The 17,363-nt window shown below is 70.9% G+C and carries 13 protein-coding genes; 11 read left to right on the forward strand and 2 right to left on the reverse strand.

Features of this window, described 5'->3' with window-relative positions:
• The first annotated feature begins 108 nt into the window (after positions 1–108).
• The 3 genes from ACIOEW_RS21430 (at position 109) to ftsY (ending at position 3,605) form a co-directional block, all read left to right on the forward strand.
• On the forward strand, positions 109–765 hold the full coding sequence (locus tag ACIOEW_RS21430; protein WP_401965145.1) for a TetR/AcrR family transcriptional regulator: 657 nt from the start codon (positions 109–111) through the stop codon (positions 763–765).
• Positions 762–2,231 (forward strand): MFS transporter, encoded by a 1,470-nt coding sequence (locus tag ACIOEW_RS21435; protein ID WP_401965146.1) that lies wholly within the window; start codon positions 762–764, stop codon positions 2,229–2,231. The genes ACIOEW_RS21430 and ACIOEW_RS21435 overlap by 4 nt, the downstream gene beginning before the upstream one ends.
• Positions 2,232–2,396: 165 nt before the next feature.
• Entirely contained in the window at positions 2,397–3,605 is a 1,209-nt protein-coding gene (ftsY, locus tag ACIOEW_RS21440; protein ID WP_362550230.1) for a signal recognition particle-docking protein FtsY, read from the forward strand.
• A gap of 85 nt (positions 3,606–3,690) precedes the next feature.
• Here the strand turns inward: ftsY and ACIOEW_RS21445 are convergent, their stop codons facing one another.
• Positions 3,691–4,350: a bifunctional DNA primase/polymerase gene (locus ACIOEW_RS21445; RefSeq protein WP_362550233.1), complete on the reverse strand. Its 660-nt coding sequence runs from the start codon at positions 4,348–4,350 to the stop codon at positions 3,691–3,693.
• 422 nt (positions 4,351–4,772) lie between these two features.
• Between ACIOEW_RS21445 and ACIOEW_RS21450 the strand changes: the two genes are divergently transcribed.
• The 6 genes from ACIOEW_RS21450 to ftsH all read left to right on the forward strand — a co-directional run bounded on the left by ACIOEW_RS21450 (position 4,773) and on the right by ftsH (position 14,572).
• Positions 4,773–6,248, forward strand: coding sequence for a hypothetical protein (locus ACIOEW_RS21450; RefSeq protein ID WP_362550236.1), 1,476 nt, complete (start codon positions 4,773–4,775; stop codon positions 6,246–6,248).
• A 383-nt stretch (positions 6,249–6,631) separates the two neighbouring features.
• The gene (locus ACIOEW_RS21455) at positions 6,632–7,975 is read left to right on the forward strand and encodes an ammonium transporter (protein WP_362550239.1); all 1,344 of its coding nucleotides are present in this window, start codon (positions 6,632–6,634) and stop codon (positions 7,973–7,975) included.
• Complete coding sequence (locus tag ACIOEW_RS21460) at positions 7,972–8,310, forward strand: P-II family nitrogen regulator (RefSeq protein WP_136330688.1); 339 nt, start codon at positions 7,972–7,974, stop codon at positions 8,308–8,310. The genes ACIOEW_RS21455 and ACIOEW_RS21460 overlap by 4 nt, the downstream gene beginning before the upstream one ends.
• Positions 8,311–8,341: 31 nt before the next feature.
• The gene (locus ACIOEW_RS21465; RefSeq protein ID WP_362550242.1) at positions 8,342–10,795 is read left to right on the forward strand and encodes a [protein-PII] uridylyltransferase; all 2,454 of its coding nucleotides are present in this window, start codon (positions 8,342–8,344) and stop codon (positions 10,793–10,795) included.
• A gap of 132 nt (positions 10,796–10,927) precedes the next feature.
• The gene (gene ffh / locus ACIOEW_RS21470) at positions 10,928–12,481 is read left to right on the forward strand and encodes a signal recognition particle protein (RefSeq protein ID WP_362550245.1); all 1,554 of its coding nucleotides are present in this window, start codon (positions 10,928–10,930) and stop codon (positions 12,479–12,481) included.
• A gap of 174 nt (positions 12,482–12,655) precedes the next feature.
• Positions 12,656–14,572, forward strand: coding sequence for an ATP-dependent zinc metalloprotease FtsH (gene ftsH, locus ACIOEW_RS21475; protein ID WP_362550248.1), 1,917 nt, complete (start codon positions 12,656–12,658; stop codon positions 14,570–14,572).
• Positions 14,573–14,738: 166 nt separating this feature from the next.
• Here the strand turns inward: ftsH and ACIOEW_RS21480 are convergent, their stop codons facing one another.
• Complete coding sequence (locus ACIOEW_RS21480; protein ID WP_362550251.1) at positions 14,739–15,590, reverse strand: SAM-dependent methyltransferase; 852 nt, start codon at positions 15,588–15,590, stop codon at positions 14,739–14,741.
• Between the two features lie 578 nt (positions 15,591–16,168).
• Between ACIOEW_RS21480 and ACIOEW_RS21485 the strand changes: the two genes are divergently transcribed.
• Both ACIOEW_RS21485 and rpsP read left to right on the forward strand, forming a co-directional pair.
• On the forward strand, positions 16,169–16,762 hold the full coding sequence (locus tag ACIOEW_RS21485) for a hypothetical protein (protein ID WP_350995114.1): 594 nt from the start codon (positions 16,169–16,171) through the stop codon (positions 16,760–16,762).
• Between the two features lie 157 nt (positions 16,763–16,919).
• Complete coding sequence (gene rpsP / locus ACIOEW_RS21490; protein WP_136329608.1) at positions 16,920–17,363, forward strand: 30S ribosomal protein S16; 444 nt, start codon at positions 16,920–16,922, stop codon at positions 17,361–17,363.

Genomic DNA, 17,363 nt, shown 5'->3' on the forward strand with positions numbered 1-17,363 from the left:
CGCGCCGCCGACTGGCGACGTCGATCGCTTGGTGACACCCGGAGCGGCGGGGCCACATGATTTCCCGGACCGTAGACAGTGTCTAAAGGATCATGGTAGACACTGTCTATGGAACGCGAGAGCTCTCTCAGGGAACGGTTGATCGACGTCGGAGTGGACCTCGTGATGACCGACGGAACCGCCTCGCTGGGGCTGCGTGAGATCGCCCGCCGGGCGGGGGTGTCACACGGGGCTCCGCGTCGGTACTTTCCCACTCATCACGCCCTGCTCTCTGCCATCGCCCGCCGCGGCTTCGCGGATCTCGAAGTCCGGTTCGCGGCCGCGACCAACGGCACGACGTCGCCGCGCGGTCAGTTGCAGGAGATCGGGAGAACACACGTCGGGTACGCGCTGGAGCACCGCGGCATGTTCGAGCTGATGTTCCGGCACGACCTGCTCGACAGCGGGGAACACCCATCGGGCCGGTCACAGCTCCGGGAATCGACCCTGCCACTGTTCAGGCTCGTCGTCGAGCTCATCGTCCGCCTGCGGCAGGAACAGGCTGCCGCGCGCCGGCCCGGTGCGCCGAGCGGGCCCGAGCCGCTGCCGGCCGTGACAGCCGCCGCTCTCTGGTCGAACCTTCACGGCCTCGCCGAACTGTGGGCCTGGGGGAGCCTCCAGCTCGCCCTTGATGCCCCGCCGCCGGGCGAAGCCTCCGGCAGCGGCCACCTCGACCGGCTCGTCGCGGCGGTGCTGGACGCTCATCTCGGTCCGGTGAACTTATGACCGCAGCAATACGGCGGCGCCTCGCACTCCTGGTCAGTGTGGCCGGTGCGATGATCGTCGCGTTGGACGGCACGGTGCTGATGGTGGCGCAGCCCAGCCTGCAACGCGACTTCGACGCGAGCGTGGCGCAGGTCCAGTGGACCAGTACCGCCTACCTGCTCGCGGTGGCCGCGCTTCTCGTCGTCGCCGGGCGCTTGGGCGACCGGTACGGACACTCGCGGATGTTGTTCGTCGGTGTGCTCGGCTTCGCTGCGGCCTCGGCCGGTATCGCGCTTGCTCCCGGGGTCGGCTGGGTCATGGCTCTGCGTGCCGTACAAGGCGTGTTCGGCGCGCTCCTCCAGCCGGCGACACTCGCGCTGCTGAGGCTGGCGTACCCGGCGGATCGGCTCGGTACGCCGGTCGCCATCCGTACCAGCGCGATCGGGGTGGCTGCGGCGGCCGGTCCGGTACTCGGAGGTGTTCTCGTCGCGCACCTGGGCTGGCGTGCCGTGTTCTGGATCAACGTCCCCGTCGCGCTCGCGATCGCCGCCCTCACTCTCGGTGTGAGAGTGCCGGTGCCCTCACGTACGGGGACTCAGCGGCTCAACCTCGCCGGCGCGGCGTTGCTCGCCACTGTGCTCGCGGTCCTGGTGCACACCTTGTCCGGCATACCGGCGCACGGATGGACCACCTCGCCCACATGGCTCGGCCTCGTGGCCGTGGCGGGCGTCGCGGTGGTGTTTGTCGGGCACGAACGCCGCACCGCGCACCCGATCGTGGCGCCGACGGTGGCGAGGTCCGTGCCGGTGATGGCATCGGCGGCGGTCCTGCTGGTCACCACCGCAGGCATGTTCGGCGCGCTGTTCGTGGCCACCTTCTTCTTCCAGGACGTACTCGGGCTCGGCCCTCTTGCCAGTGGTCTGAGGGCGCTCCCGCTGACCGCACTCATGGTCCTCGGCGCGCCCGTCGCCGGCGCCGCGCTGAGCCGGTACGGTCCACGCCGCACCGCGATCTTCGGTACGGTCCTCGTCGTCCTCGGCACAGGGGGTCTGTCCCAGCTCGGCTCGGCAGGCTCGTGGGCTGTCACCGGCGTGGCCTTTGCCGTCCTGGGAGCGGGATTCGCCACCGTCATGGTCACTGCCACCGCAACCGTCGTGGGCGAGGCGCCGCCCGGATACGCCGGGGTCATCGGTGGACTCAAGCAGACCGCCATGAACGTCGGCCCGGCCCTCGGAATCGCCGTCGGCGCCGGCATGATGCTGCTGAGACCTTCGGCTGCCGAGGCCCGGACCGCCGGTATCACCCCGGCAATGTCGTCCTCGGCGACGGCCCCCACCCTGATGGTCCTCGCCGGACTCGCAGCCCTCGCCCTGCTGCCGGCATCGCTGCTGCCGACACAGCCGGTCCACCGTGTCCGGCGCGACACGGCCGCCCCGGACGATCACGACATCCACACCGTTGACCAACCGGAGGGAAGCGCCGGCTGACACCGGGCCCGCTCGGTCTCCGGTAGAGGCTCCTCGGTGGCGTAAAGGTGTAGGCGGAGTTCTTGCGAGGGCCCGACGGCAGCCGCCGTGATTGCTCGTACGCGCATCGTCACGGGTCGCACCTTCTGCGATTCCCCACCTTTCGTGACTGATACTGGGTGGGTTATGGAATTCGTCATCCTTGCTGTAGTCATCGCCCTGGTCGCGGTCGGCGTGATCAGCGGGCTCGTGGTCAGCAGCCGCAAGAAGAAGCAGCTGCCCCCGGCACCGTCGAGCACGCCGACCATCACTCCTCCCGCCGAGCCCCATGTCGGCGAGGAGGCCGAAACGCCGCGCGACGCATCGCGCCGCACCATCGAGGAGGTCGGCCTTCCGCCCGAGGAGGCCGCCGGGGAAGCCCCGGAATCCGCCGAGCCGGAGGCTCCCGCAGCCCCCGTGCTGGACGTTCCCGAGCCCACCGCCGGCCGTCTCGTACGGCTGCGGGCCCGTCTCGCCCGCTCTCAGAACTCCCTCGGCAAGGGGCTGCTCACGCTCCTGTCCCGGGACAACCTCGACGAGGACACCTGGGAGGAGATCGAGGACACCCTCCTCACCGCCGACGTCGGCGTCGCTCCCACCCAGGAACTGGTCGAACGGCTCCGGGAGCGCGTCCGTGTCCTCGGTACCCGTACCCCCGAGGAGCTGCGCAAGCTGCTGCGCGAGGAGCTCCTCGCCCTCCTCGGCACCGACTTCGACCGTGCGGTCAAGACGGAGGGCGGCGCCGAAACCCCGGGCGTCGTGATGGTCGTCGGTGTCAACGGCACCGGCAAGACCACCACCACCGGCAAGCTGGCCCGGGTGCTGGTGGCCGACGGCCGCAGCGTCGTACTCGGTGCGGCCGACACCTTCCGTGCCGCCGCCGCCGATCAGCTCCAGACCTGGGGCGAGCGCGTCGGCGCCCGCACCGTGCGCGGACCCGAGGGCGGCGACCCGGCGTCGATCGCCTTCGACGCCGTGAAGGAAGGCATCGCCGAGGGCGCCGACGTCGTCCTCATCGACACGGCGGGCCGGCTGCACACCAAGACCGGTCTGATGGACGAGCTCGGCAAGGTCAAGCGGGTCGTCGAGAAGCACGGACCGCTCGACGAGATCCTGCTCGTCCTCGACGCCACCACCGGGCAGAACGGCCTGGTGCAGGCGCGGGTGTTCGCCGAGGTCGTCGACATCACCGGCATCGTCCTCACCAAGCTCGACGGCACCGCCAAGGGCGGCATCGTCATCGCCGTCCAGCGCGAGCTGGGTGTACCGGTGAAGCTGGTCGGGCTCGGTGAGGGGCCGGACGATCTGGCTCCGTTCGAGCCGGAGGCGTTCGTGGACGCCCTGATCGGGGACTGAACTCGCCTGTCCCGTACAGCGAGGAGCCCGGCCACACGCACCGTGTGGCCGGGCTCCTCGCTGTACGGGGGAGCCGAACGGGCGCTCAGGCGCGGGGAGCCAGCCGGTGACAGATGTACGCCAGCGTGCCCAGCAGTAGCCGGGCCTCAGGGGGCGCCGCCGCGGTGTCCAGGGACGGCGGGCGCAGCCAGCGGGCCGGGCCCAGACCCCCTTGGTCCGACGGCGGCGCGGTGATGTGGGAGCCGGTGCCGAACGCCCGCAGGTCCAGGCCCGTGTCGTCCCAGCCCATCCGGTACAGCAGCCGGGGTAGTCCGGCTGCCGCTCCGGGCGCGACGAAGAACTGCGCCCGCCCGGCCGGGGTCACCGCCACCGGGCCCAGCGGCAGCCCCATCCGCTCCATCCGCACGAGCGCCCGGCGCCCCGCCTGCTCCGCGACATCGAGCACATCGAAGCTGCGGCCCACCGGCAGCAGCATCGCGGCACCGGGCACCTCGGCCCACGCGCGCGCCGCCGTGTCGAGCGTCGCCCCGGCGGGCACCTCCTGCGCGAAGTCCAGCGGATGCGCGCCGGGGGAGGGGCAACCCGCCGCCCCGCAGGAGCAGTTGCCGTCCGCGGCCCGCGCGCCGGGCACGACCGCCCAGCCCCAAAGTCCCGTGTACTCGGCCACCGCGGTGCTCTCGGTCGCACGGCCGCGGCGCCGTGCGCCGGACCGCATCTCACGGATGCCGCCGATCGTGAAGCCCATGCCCCCTCCAACGGGTCCGACGCACCGGTGGTTACGAGCGGGAGTGCCGTCGTGACACTCCGTCGTCCCTGGCGATCGGCGTGAGCGCGGGGTGCGCCCCGGGGGTGCGGGACCCCGCGTGCGCCCTTGAGTGCGCTCTGCGCCTGCCGCTGATCGCTGTCTGTCAAGTGAATCGCGCCCGGCGACGGTGGCGTTCATTCGAAGGGGTGGCGAATGGTGGCGTTTCTGCGAACACCCTCGCCGGGCGGGTGATCGTAGGATTACCGTCGGTACACGAAGCATGGAAGTATGTGCGCTCATGGGTATGCCGGGGGCAACTCGATTTTCTGTTCGATGGTGGGCAACCTGCATACGGGCAGCATCGGTTCGCGGCATTCTGATAGAGGTTCGCGCGACAGTATTCGGCGGATGGGGGCGTTCCAGTGAGTGGCAGCGGCGCAGGCGATTCGAATGCCGGCAAGCGCCCCAACGGGCAATTGGGATCATGGTTCGTGCGCAGCGGCTGGTCGAAGGGCGAGCTTGCCCGGCAGGTGAACCGCAGAGCGCGGCAGATGGGCGCCCACCACATCAGCACCGACACCTCCCGGGTGCGGCGCTGGCTCGACGGTGAGCAGCCGCGCGAACCGATCCCGCGCATCCTGTCCGAGCTGTTCTCCGAGCGCTTCGGTTCCGTCGTCGCCGTCGAGGACCTGGGGCTGCGCGCCGCCCACCAGGCGCCCTCCGTGGCCGGCGTCGATCTGCCCTGGGCCGGCCCCCAGACCGTCGCCCTGCTCAGCGAGTTCTCCCGCAGCGACCTGATGCTCGCCCGCCGCGGGTTCCTCGGCAGCTCGCTCGCGCTCGCCGCCGGACCCGCCCTCATCGAACCCATGCAGCGCTGGCTGGTGCCCGTCGCGTCCGGCGGATCCGTCGAGCCGGAGTCGGCCGCCGCCGCCCGTCGCCCCTCCCGGCTCTCCGGACCCGAGCTCGACCTGCTGGAATCCACCACCGCGATGTTCCGCCAGTGGGATGCCCAGTGCGGCGGCGGACTGCGCCGCAAGGCCGTCGTCGGCCAGCTCCACGAGGTCACCGACCTGCTCCAGGAGCCGCAGCCGGCCGCCACCGCGAAGCGCCTCTTCCGCTGCGCTGCCGAACTGGCCGAACTGGCGGGCTGGATGAGTTACGACGTCGGCCTCCAGCCCACCGCCCAGAAGTACTTCGTGCTCGCCCTGCACGCGTCCAAGGAGGCCGGCGACAAGCCGCTGGGCTCGTACGTCCTGTCCAGCATGAGCCGCCAGATGATCCACCTCGGCCGCCCCGACGACGCCCTCGAGCTCATCCACCTCGCGCAGTACGGCAGCCGCGACTGCGCCACCGCGCGGACCCAGGCCATGCTGTATGCGATGGAGGCCCGCGCCTACGCCAACATGGGCCAGCCCAGCAAGTGCAAGCGGGCCGTCCGGATGGCCGAGGACACCTTCCTCGACGCGGGGATCGACGGCGAGCCCGAGCCCGACTGGATCCGCTTCTTCTCCGAGGCCGAGCTCAACGGCGAGAACTCCCACTCCTACCGTGACCTGGCCTATGTGGCCGGGCGCAGCCCCACGTACGCCTCGCTCGCCGAACCCGTCATGCGCAGGGCGGTCGAGCTCTTCGGCGAGGACGACGAGCACCAGCGGTCGTACGCACTCAACCTGGTCGGCCTCGCCACCGTCCATCTCCTCAAGCGCGAGCCCGAGGAGTCCACCGTGCTGGCCGAGCAGGCGCTGCGCGTCGCCAAGAAGGTCCGCTCGGAGCGCGTCAACACCCGGCTGCGCAAGACCGTCGACACCGCGGCCAGGGACTTCGGGGACATTCCCGAGGTCGCCCGGCTCACCGACCTTCTCAGTGCACAGTTGCCCGAGACCGCCGAAGCGGTCTGAGGCGTGTTCTGAAGGTCCCACCTGCCCCGGCCACGGCGGCCACCCCGCACCGACCGACTTCGGCTCCCCCGATTGCCTGGTCAGTGGGTGGTCGCCGTGGCCGGTTCGTGTGGTCGTTCCCCTGCCGGAGCGTCGTAACCGCACCGTATGCGGCTCCGGCCGCAGAGTAGGCCCGAGCGCGGGTACGGCACGGGTGGTTCATGGGGACGTAACACGTCGGTCCCCTTCGTCACTGAGGCGAAACATCGTGTGGCATCGGCGGAAACGGCGCTGGGCGAATCTCATGGCGCATAACCGGCCCGCACCTTTTCCCCAGTGGTCCCGCACGTGGTTACGTCCCCACCGCCCCCGCACGCGGCCGCACCGACGACGAGGAGACGCCGATGCCCCCAGGCATCACGACGCTTGCAGCAGACGCCCCGACGCTCTCTGCCGCCAACACCGGGTTCATGCTCATCTGTTCGGCCCTGGTGATGCTCATGACCCCGGCCCTCGCCTTCTTCTACGGAGGCATGGTCCGCGTCAAGAGCACCCTCAACATGCTGATGATGAGCTTCATCAGCCTCGGGATCGTCACGATCCTGTGGGTGCTCTACGGATTCAGCCTGGCCTTCGGCACCGACGCCGGCTCGATCATCGGATGGAGCCAGGACTTCGTCGGCCTCAGCGGGATCGGCGTCACGGAACTCTGGGACGGCTACACCATCCCGGTGTACGTCTTCGCCGTGTTCCAGCTGATGTTCGCCGTGCTCACCCCGGCCCTCATAAGCGGTGCCCTCGCCGACCGGGTCAAGTTCACCTCGTGGGCGCTCTTCATCACCCTCTGGGTCACCGTCGTCTACTTCCCGGTCGCGCACTGGGTCTGGGGCGCGGGCGGCTGGCTCTTCGAGCTGGGCGTCATCGACTTCGCCGGTGGAACGGCCGTCCACATCAACGCGGGTGCCGCGGCCCTCGGCGTGATCCTCGTCATCGGCAAGCGCGTCGGCTTCAAGAAGGACCCGATGCGGCCGCACAGCCTGCCGCTCGTCATGCTCGGCGCCGGTCTCCTCTGGTTCGGCTGGTTCGGCTTCAACGCCGGCTCGTGGCTCGGCAACGACGACGGTGTCGGCGCGGTCATGTTCGTCAACACGCAGGTCGCCACCGCCGCCGCGATGCTCGCCTGGCTCGGCTACGAGAAGCTCCGCCACGGCTCCTTCACCACGCTCGGTGCCGCCTCCGGCGCCGTCGCCGGACTCGTCGCCATCACCCCGGCGGGCGGTGCGGTCAGCCCGCTCGGTGCCATCGCCGTCGGCGCCATCGCCGGTGTGCTGTGCGCCATGGCGGTCGGTCTCAAGTACAAGCTCGGCTACGACGACTCCCTGGACGTCGTCGGCGTCCACCTCGTCGGCGGTGTCGTCGGGTCCCTGCTCATCGGCTTCTTCGCCACCGGCGGAGTCCAGTCCGACGCCAAGGGCCTCTTCTACGGCGGCGGTCTCGACCAGCTCGGCAAGCAGGCCGTCGGTGTCTTCGCGGTCCTCGCGTACTCTCTGATCGTCTCCGCGCTCCTCGCCTTCCTGCTCGACAAGACGATCGGGATGCGGGTCGAGGAGGACGACGAGGTCTCCGGTATCGACCAGGTCGAGCACGCCGAGACGGCGTACGACTTCAGCGGCGCCGGCGGCGGTGCGGCCCCGCGCACCACGCCCGGCACCACGGCAGCCCCGACGAACAAGAAGGTGGACGCATGAAGCTCATCACCGCAGTCGTGAAGCCCCACCGGCTTGACGAGATCAAGGAGGCCCTCCAGGCCTTCGGCGTCCAGGGCCTCACGGTCACGGAAGCCAGCGGCTACGGGCGTCAGCGCGGCCACACCGAGGTCTACCGGGGCGCCGAGTACACCGTCGACCTCGTCCCGAAGATCCGCATCGAGGTCCTCGTCGAGGACGAGGACTCCGAACAGCTCATCGACGTCGTCGTGAAGGCCGCCCGGACCGGCAAGATCGGTGACGGCAAGGTCTGGAGCGTCCCGGTCGAGACCGCGATCCGGGTACGCACCGGGGAACGCGGCCCGGACGCACTCTGACCGACTGTTCCGCATACGGAAAGGCAGCTGGGTGACGAGCACCGAAGTGACCACCGAATCCGAGGACTCGGGACCCAGCGGCTACGCGGCGGCCCGGCTGCGCCTTCTCCAGGAGAAGGCGCAGTCCGGGCCGCCGCGCCGTGCGGCCCTTGCCTCGCTCACCGACGAGTGGCTGACCGCCCTCTTCACCGCCGCTGCCGAACACGCCGGTGTCCGGGGCGCCGCCCTCGTCGCCGTCGGTGGCTACGGCCGCGGCGAGCTCTCCCCGCGCAGCGACCTCGACCTCCTCCTCCTGCACGACGGCAGCGCCGACGCCGGAGCGGTCGCGGCCCTCGCCGACCGCGTCTGGTACCCCGTCTGGGACCTGGGCCTCGCCCTCGACCACTCCGTACGCACCCCCGCCGAGGCCCGCAAGACGGCAGGCGAGGACCTCAAGGTCCAGCTCGGCCTGCTCGACGCCCGGCCCGTCGCCGGGGACCTCGGACTCGTCGCCTCCCTGCGCACCGCGATCCTCGCCGACTGGCGCAACCAGGCCCCCAGGCGTCTGCCCGCCCTCGACGAGCTCTGCCGCGAACGGGCCGAACGCCAGGGCGAGCTCCAGTTCCTCCTGGAGCCCGACCTCAAGGAGGCCCGCGGCGGACTGCGCGACGCCACCGCCCTGCGCGCCGTAGCCGCCTCCTGGGTCGCCGACGCCCCCCGCGAAGGCCTCGCCGAGGCCCGCCGTGTCCTCCTCGACGCACGCGACGCCCTCCACCTCACGACCGGCCGCGCCACCGACCGCCTGGCCCTCCAGGAACAGGACCAGGTCGCCGCGTCCCTCGGCCTTCTCGACGCCGACGCGCTGCTGCGCCAGGTGTACGAGGCCGCACGCACCGTCTCGTACGCCACCGACGTCACCTGGCGCGAGGTCAACCGGGTGCTGCGGGCCCGTTCGGTCCGCCCCCGGCTGCGCGCCATGCTCGGCGGCGGCAGGGCCCCGGCCACCGACCGCACCCCGCTCGCCGACGGTGTCGTCGAGGCCGACGGCGAGGTCGTCCTCGCCCGCACGGCCCGGCCCGAACGCGACCCGGTCCTCGTCCTGCGCGCCGCCGCGGCCGCGGCCCAGTCCGAGCTGCCGCTCTCCCGCCATGTCGTACGCCACCTCGCCACCGCGGCCAAGCCGCTGCCGGTGCCCTGGCCGGCCGAGGCCCGGGAGGAACTCGTCACGCTCCTCGGCGCGGGCGAGGCGACCGTCCCCGTCTGGGAGGCCCTGGAAGCCGAGGGGCTCATCACCCGGCTCCTGCCCGACTGGGAACGGGTCCACTGCCGGCCCCAGCGCAACCCCGTCCACACCTGGACCGTCGACCGCCACCTCGTCGAGGCGGCCGTCCGCGCCTCCTCCCTCACCCGCCGCGTCGGCCGCCCCGACCTCCTGCTCGTCGCCGCGCTGCTCCACGACATCGGAAAGGGCTGGCCCGGCGACCACTCCGTCGCCGGTGAGGTCATCGCCCGCGACATGGCCGCCCGGATCGGCTTCGACCAGCACGACGTGGGCGTCATCGCGACCCTCGTACGTCACCATCTGCTGCTCATCGAGACCGCCACCCGACGCGACCTCGACGACCCGGCCACCGTCCGCTCCGTCGCCACCGCCGTGGGGAGCGCCGCCACCCTGGAGCTCCTGCACGCACTCACCGAGGCCGACGCTCTCGCCACCGGGCCCGCCGCCTGGTCCACCTGGCGCGCCTCCCTCGTCGCCGACCTCGTCAAACGCGTCGCGGCGGTCCTGGCCGGCGAGGCGCCCGAGGAACCCGAGCCCGCGGCGCCCAGCGCCGAGCAGGAGCGCCTGGCCATCGAGGCCCTGCGCACCGGTGAACCGGTCCTCGCCCTGCACGCCCAGGCCGAGACCCCGCAGGAGGACGGCGGCCCCGAACCCGTCGGCGTCGAACTCCTCATCGCCCTTCCCGACCGGCCCGGCGTCCTCCCCGCCGCCGCCGGGGTCCTCGCCCTGCACCGCCTCACCGTCCGCGCCGCGGACCTGCGGGCCGTGGAGCTCCCCACCGAACTCGGCGAGACCGCGGACCTGCTGCTGCTCAGCTGGCGCGTCGCTGCCGAGTACGGCTCCCTGCCCCAGGCCGCCCGGCTGCGCGCCGACCTCGTACGCGCCCTGGACGGCTCTCTGGACATCCGGGCCCGCCTGGCCGAGCGGGAGGCCGCCTACCCGCGGCGCCGCGGGGTGAAGGCCCCGCCGCCGAGGGTGACGGTCGCGGCCGCCGGTTCGCAGCTGGCCACGGTGATCGAGGTACGCGCCCAGGACGCCCCTGGCCTGCTGCACCGGATCGGCCGGGCGCTGGAGCAGAGCGCGGTACGGGTGCGCAGCGCGCACGTGTCGACGCTGGGGGCGAACGCGGTGGACACGGTCTACGTCACGGACGCGGAGGGCGAGCCGCTGTCCGCGGAGCGGGCCGCTGAGCTGGCCCGGGAGATCGAGAAGGCGCTCGGCTGAGCCGGACGCCGGGGAGCACAGAGCCCGGGTCCCGCACGTAAACCGGGCGAGGGCTTTGCGTTCCCCGGCGTCCGGATACCCTGGGGGACGACTACCTGCCCCCGCCCCCGACCCTGAGGACCGACGAGCGCCGTGTTCGATACTCTCTCCGACCGCCTTGCCGCGACTTTCAAGAACCTCAGGGGCAAGGGCCGCTTGTCCGAGGCGGACATCGACGCCACGGCTCGCGAGATCCGTATCGCCCTGCTGGAAGCCGATGTCGCGCTGCCCGTCGTCCGGTCCTTCATCGCCAAGGTCAAGGAGCGGGCGCGTGGCGTCGAGGTCTCCCAGGCGCTGAATCCGGCGCAGCAGATGATCAAGATCGTCAACGAGGAGCTCGTCTCCATCCTCGGTGGCGAGACCCGGCGGCTGCGGTTCGCGAAGACCGCGCCGACCGTGATCATGCTCGCGGGTCTCCAGGGCGCCGGTAAGACGACCCTCGCCGGAAAGCTCGGTGTCTGGCTCAAGGGCCAGGGCCACTCCCCGCTGCTCGTCGCCTGTGACCTCCAGCGTCCCAACGCCGTGAACCAGCTGAGCGTCGTCGCCGAACGCGCCGGTGTCGCGGTGTACGCGCCGGAGCCGGGCAACGGCGTCGGTGACCCGGTCAAGGTCGCCAAGGACTCGATCGAGTTCGCCCGGTCCAAGCAGTTCGACATCGTCGTCGTCGACACCGCCGGGCGCCTCGGTATCGACCAGGAGCTGATGCAGCAGGCCGCGGACATCCGCGACGCCGTCAACCCTGACGAGATCCTCTTCGTCGTCGACGCGATGATCGGCCAGGACGCGGTCAACACCGCGGAGGCCTTCCGTGACGGCGTCGGCTTCGACGGCGTGGTGCTCTCCAAGCTCGACGGCGACGCCCGCGGTGGTGCGGCCCTGTCGATCGCCCACGTCACGGGCAAGCAGATCATGTTCGCGTCGAACGGTGAGAAGCTCGAGGACTTCGACGCCTTCCACCCCGACCGCATGGCGTCCCGCATCCTCGACATGGGTGACCTGCTCACCCTGATCGAGCAGGCGGAGAAGACCTTCAGCCAGGAAGAGGCCGCTCAAATGGCCTCCAAGCTGGCGTCGAGCAAGGGCGGCAAGGACTTCACGCTCGACGACTTCCTTGCTCAGATGGAGCAGGTCCGGAAGATGGGCTCCATCTCCAAGCTGCTCGGGATGCTGCCTGGCATGGGGCAGATCAAGGACCAGATCAACAACATCGACGAGCGCGATGTCGACCGCACCGCCGCGATCATCAAGTCGATGACCCCGAAGGAGCGCGCCGAGCCGACGATCATCAACGGCTCGCGGCGTGCCCGTATCGCCAAGGGTTCCGGTGTCGAGGTCAGCGCCGTGAAGAACCTGGTCGAGCGGTTCTTCGAGGCCCGCAAGATGATGTCGAAGATGGCGCAGGGCGGCGGCATGCCGGGGATGCCCGGGATGCCGGGCATGGGTGGCGGCCCCGGCCGGCAGAAGAAGCAGGTCAAGCAGGCCAAGGGCAAGCGCAAGAGCGGTAACCCGATGAAGCGCAAGGCCGAGGAGCAGGCCGAGGCTGCCCGCCGTGAACAGGCGGCCCAGGGCGGCGCGCTCGGTCTGCCGGCCGGTCAGGAAGACAAGAACTTCGAGCTGCCGGACGAGTTCAAGAAGTTCATGGGCTGAGCAGCCTGCCGAGTCACGTCCCCGAGGGGGCGCCCGCTTCACGGCGGGCGCCCCCTCGGGCGTGTACGCGAGGTGGTGAGGTCCCTCCATGGGCCCAGCGGACCGCCGCTCCGAGGGCTTCGCCCGTACATCTCCCTTAATGTCGGCTCAATGGCTGTCGGCAGAGGAGACCGAGTGACCAATCCCGTACCTCCCCGCGACCGCACCGACCAGCCCTGGCGCTCCGAGGGTGCGCCGAAGCCCCAGCCACCGGGCCGGAAGATGCCGGGAGGCTGGGGCGGACTCCTGATGGCCGCGCTGGCCGTGTATCTGATCGCCAATCTGGTGCTGTCGTTCTTCAACGGCAAGAACGAGCCGACGATCGCCTACACGGAGTTCAGCAAGCAGGTCACCTCCGGCAACGTCTCCAAGATCTACTCCAAGGGCGATGCCATCCAGGGGCAGCTGAAGAAGGAGGCGAAGGTCCCGGGCGGCGACGAGAAGTACACCAAGTTCGTCACCCAGCGGCCTGCCTTCGCCGATGACAACCTCTGGGGGGAGCTGGTCAAGGACAACGTCACGGTCACCGCCGAACCGGTCGTCCAGGAGCGCAGCTTCCTCGCCAACCTGCTGATCTCGCTGGCACCGATGCTGCTGCTCGTCCTGCTGTGGGTGTTCATCGCCCGGCGGATGTCGCGCGGTGGGATGGGCGGCGGAATGGGCGGCTTCGGCCGCAAGGCCCCGCCCAAACCGGTCGAGCTGGAGGGGGACCGGCGTACGACGTTCAAGGACGTGGCGGGCATCGACGAGGTCGAGGGGGAGCTCAACGATGTCGTCGACTTCCTGAAGAACCCGGACGCCTACCGCAGGATGGGCGCCAGGATGCCCGGGGGAGTGCTGCTCGCGGGCCTTCCCGGCACCGGCAAGACACTGCTGGCGAGGGCGGTTGCGGGAGAGGCGGGGGTGCCGTTCTTCTCGGCCTCGGCCTCCGAGTTCATCGAGATGATCGTGGGCGTCGGCGCGGGCCGGGTCCGAGAGCTGTTCGCCGAGGCGCGCAAGGTCGCCCCCGCCATCGTGTTCATCGACGAGATCGACACCATCGGACGGGCCCGCGGCGGCGGCTCGGGCATGGGCGGACACGACGAGCGCGAGCAGACGCTCAACCAGATCCTCACGGAGATGGACGGCTTCTCGGGCTCCGAGGGCGTGGTGGTGCTCGCGGCGACCAATCGCGCCGACGTACTCGACCCCGCGCTCACCCGGCCCGGCCGCTTCGACCGGATCGTCCAGGTCAGCCCGCCGGACAAGAACGGCCGGGAGGCGATTCTGGAGATCCACACCCGGAAGATCCCGATGGCCGGGGACGTGGACCTGGCCCAGGTGGCCCGCACGACCCCGGGAATGACCGGCGCCGATCTCGCCAACCTCGCCAACGAGGCCGCGCTCCTCGCCGTGAAGCGGGGGCAGCCGGAGGTGAGCGGTGCCGACTTCTCGGACGCGCTGGAGAAGGTCCAGCTCGGGGCGGAGCGCTCGCTCGTCATGTCGGACGAGGACCGCCGTCGGACGGCGTTCCACGAAAGCGGCCACGCGCTGCTGGGGATGCTCCAGCCGGGCTCGGACCCGGTCCGCAAGGTCACCATCGTGCCGCGCGGCCGGGCGCTGGGCGTCACCCTCTCGACGCCGGACGCCGACAAGTACGCGTACACCGAGGAGTACCTGCGCGGCCGGATCATCGGCGCTCTCGGAGGCATGGCGGCCGAGCAGGTGGTGTTCGGCGTCATCACCACCGGTGCGGAGAGCGATCTGGAGCAGGTGACCAGTCTGGCCAGGGGCATGGTGGGCCGCTGGGGCATGAGCCACAAGGTGGGCCGGCTGACGGCGATCCCGGGTGATGCCCAGCAGGCGTACGGACTCTCGGCGGCACCGGCGACGCTGGACGCGGTGGACGGTGAGATGCGGCGCATCGTCGACGAGTGCTACGAGGAGGCCTGCCGGCTGCTGCGCGAGAACCGGGACCGGCTGGACTCCCTGGCCACGGCGCTGCTGGCGAACGAGACCCTGGACGAAGCGGACGCCTACCGGGCGGCCGGGATCACCCGGCTGGTGAAGTAACCGCTTCGAGGGGCGGGTATGGAGTGGCTCCCGGGGCCGGCCCGGCATGACTCCGGAGGGCCGGCCCGCACGGACCGGCCCTCCGGAGGCATGCGGCGTGAATTTCTGCGGCGTGAGGTTCCGGAGAACGCGGGGTTCTGCGTCGTGAAGCCCGCGCCGTGAGCTCCTACGTCGTGCAGACGAGATAGCGGAACACGTTGGGCATCCAGACCGTGCCGTCCCGGCGCAGGTGCGGATGCAGCGCCTCGGCCACTTCCTTCTCCACCTGGGACCGGTCCGTCGCCTCCACAGCGGCGTCGAAGAGCCGCGTCGACAGCAGGCCCCGTACCGCGCTGTCCACGTCCGCGTAGCCGAACGGGCACGCCACTCGCCCCGAGCCGTCCGGCTTCAGCCCTGCCCGGAACGCCACGTTCTCCAGATCGTCCCGCCGCGCTCCGCGCCGGCTCGTGGTCCGCGGTGTTCCCGAGCCCTCCGCCAGCCGGGTCGCCACGCGCAGTACGGCGTCGGTGGCGCACCGCTCGGGCGGCCCCCAGCCGGTCAGGACGACCGTGCTGTGCCGTCCGGCCGAGGGCACCGCGGTGCCGAGCGTCCGCACCAGTTCCTCCCCGTCGTCGGGGGAGCAGCCGATCGGGGTGAACGCGGTGATCAGGCTGTAGGGCTGGTGGCCGGCCGTGGCCGGAAGGGACTCCAGGAGCTGCGGGCCGGTGGACCGGGACACGCGCTCGTCCTCCGGGCCGGCCAGCAGCCGGATCCGGGCGAGCGCCAGACGTTCGAGGTCGGGGTCGACGCCGGTGACGCGTGCCCCGCGGCCGGCCGCGATCAGCAGTGCGAGTCCGGAGCCGCAGCCGAGCGAGAGCATGTGCGTGGCGGGTCCGACTTCGAGCCGCGTGTACACCGCCTCGTAGAGCGGTGAGAGCATCCGCTCCTGGATCTCGGCCCAGTCACGGGCGCGGGAGCCGGTGTCCACGGACGCGGACGGCTTCGCCTGCGTGTGGTGCCGGACGAGCGTTGGTGTCATGGAATGGGCCCCAATCCGCCGAGATGCCGGTCATGCCGATGGGTCGTGCCTGATGGACGATCTCCCCGTGGCCGTACGTCCGCGCGTCCCCCGTATGCCAGAGAACTGCGCATCGGCCGCCGCGTCCAGGGTTCTACGGGTCATGGTTGCCCGCGGCGGTGGCCGGCGATGCTCCCGGACCGGAACGCCTGCAGGGCGTGGCGGCCCAGGGGTTGTGCTTCCCGTGCTGCGGTCCCAGTCTCACCCGGCGCGCGGGGGTGGGCACGTCGAGCGCTCCGGGCCCGGCCCCGCGGCGGCTGCGGCGCTGCTCGGGGGAGGGGCGGGAGGGTGGGCGGTGCGCCGGGTACTGTCGGTTACCGCGCCCGGCACCCGCATCATCAGCGGGGGGCGTACGCGCCGTCTACGCGCTCGGGCGTACGCGGCGCTACGTACCACCTTGGTGCGAGCTGTGAGTCTTCTCCGCAGATCAGCGCACCCGCCCTCGTCAGGACGCATGAATGGCAACTGACTGGTACGTGCAAAATATTTGGGATGGCCCGGAATCGGAACACCGGGGCACTCGCGCTCGTTGTCACGACGTGAGCACGACACCACCTGTACTTGCCGCAGAGCTGGCACAGGCGTGGGCCGACATTCAGCGGTACCACTCCGAGCTGCCCGATCTAGCCGCGCCCGAGTCCCTGATCGGAGAGTCCTCGTCCGCCTGTGGCGCCGAACTCTCCTTCGAGCGACTGCTCCATGAGGCAGTCCATGGCATTGCCGCCGCCCGAGGTGTCCGCGACACCTCGCGCGCCGGCCGATACCACAACCGTCGATTCCTCGCGATCGCCGAGGAGCTGGGCCTCGATCACGCCGAGGAGCCCCACCCCAGCAGTGGCTTCTCGCTGGTCACGCTCAACCCCGAAGCCAAGCGCCGGTACCGGCCGACGATGGAACGGCTGCAGCGCGCCCTCAAGGCGCACAGCGTCGCCACCGCCGCCGACACCAAGCGCTCCTTCCGCGGGCCCGCGGCCCGGCACGGCTCCTCCGGAGGAGGCGTGCGGGTCAAGGCCGTCTGCGACTGCGGTCGCAATGTGCGCGTCGTCCCGTCGGTCCTCGCGCAGGCCCCGATCGTCTGCGGCGGCTGCGGAAAGCCGTTCCGGATCCCGGAAGCAGTGGTCGCGGTGGGGTGAGGCGATGTGGTGTGGCACAATGGCTAGCTGTACTCGACAGTCGCATAGGACCCCTCTCTCCTCCGGCTGACGCGTCCATCGGGCACTCCGAGTACCGCAACCCCACGTGGCATCTTGTTGTGCCCAACCACGTCATAGACCAGGAGACACCACTTCCGTGGCAGTCAAGATCAAGCTGAAGCGTCTGGGCAAGATCCGTTCGCCTCACTACCGCATCGTCGTCGCCGACTCCCGTACCCGCCGTGATGGCCGGGCCATCGAGGAGATCGGCCTGTACCACCCGGTGCAGAACCCCTCGCGCATCGAGGTCAACGCAGAGCGCGCGCAGTACTGGCTTTCCGTCGGCGCCCAGCCGACCGAGCCGGTTCTCGCCATCCTGAAGCTCACCGGTGACTGGCAGGCGCACAAGGGCCTCCCGGCCCCCGCGCCGCTGCTGCAGCCGGAGCCCAAGCCTGACAAGCGCGCCCTGTTCGAGGCCCTCACCAAGGACGCCGGCGAGGAGTCCAAGGGCGAGGCCATCACGCAGAAGGCGAAGAAGGCCGACAAGAAGGCGGACGAGGCTGCTGACGCAGCTGCGCCCGCCGAGTCGACCGAGGCCTGA

It is taken from the genome of Streptomyces sp. NPDC087901 (assembly GCF_044742205.1).
Classification (GTDB): Bacteria; Actinomycetota; Actinomycetes; order Streptomycetales; family Streptomycetaceae; genus Streptomyces.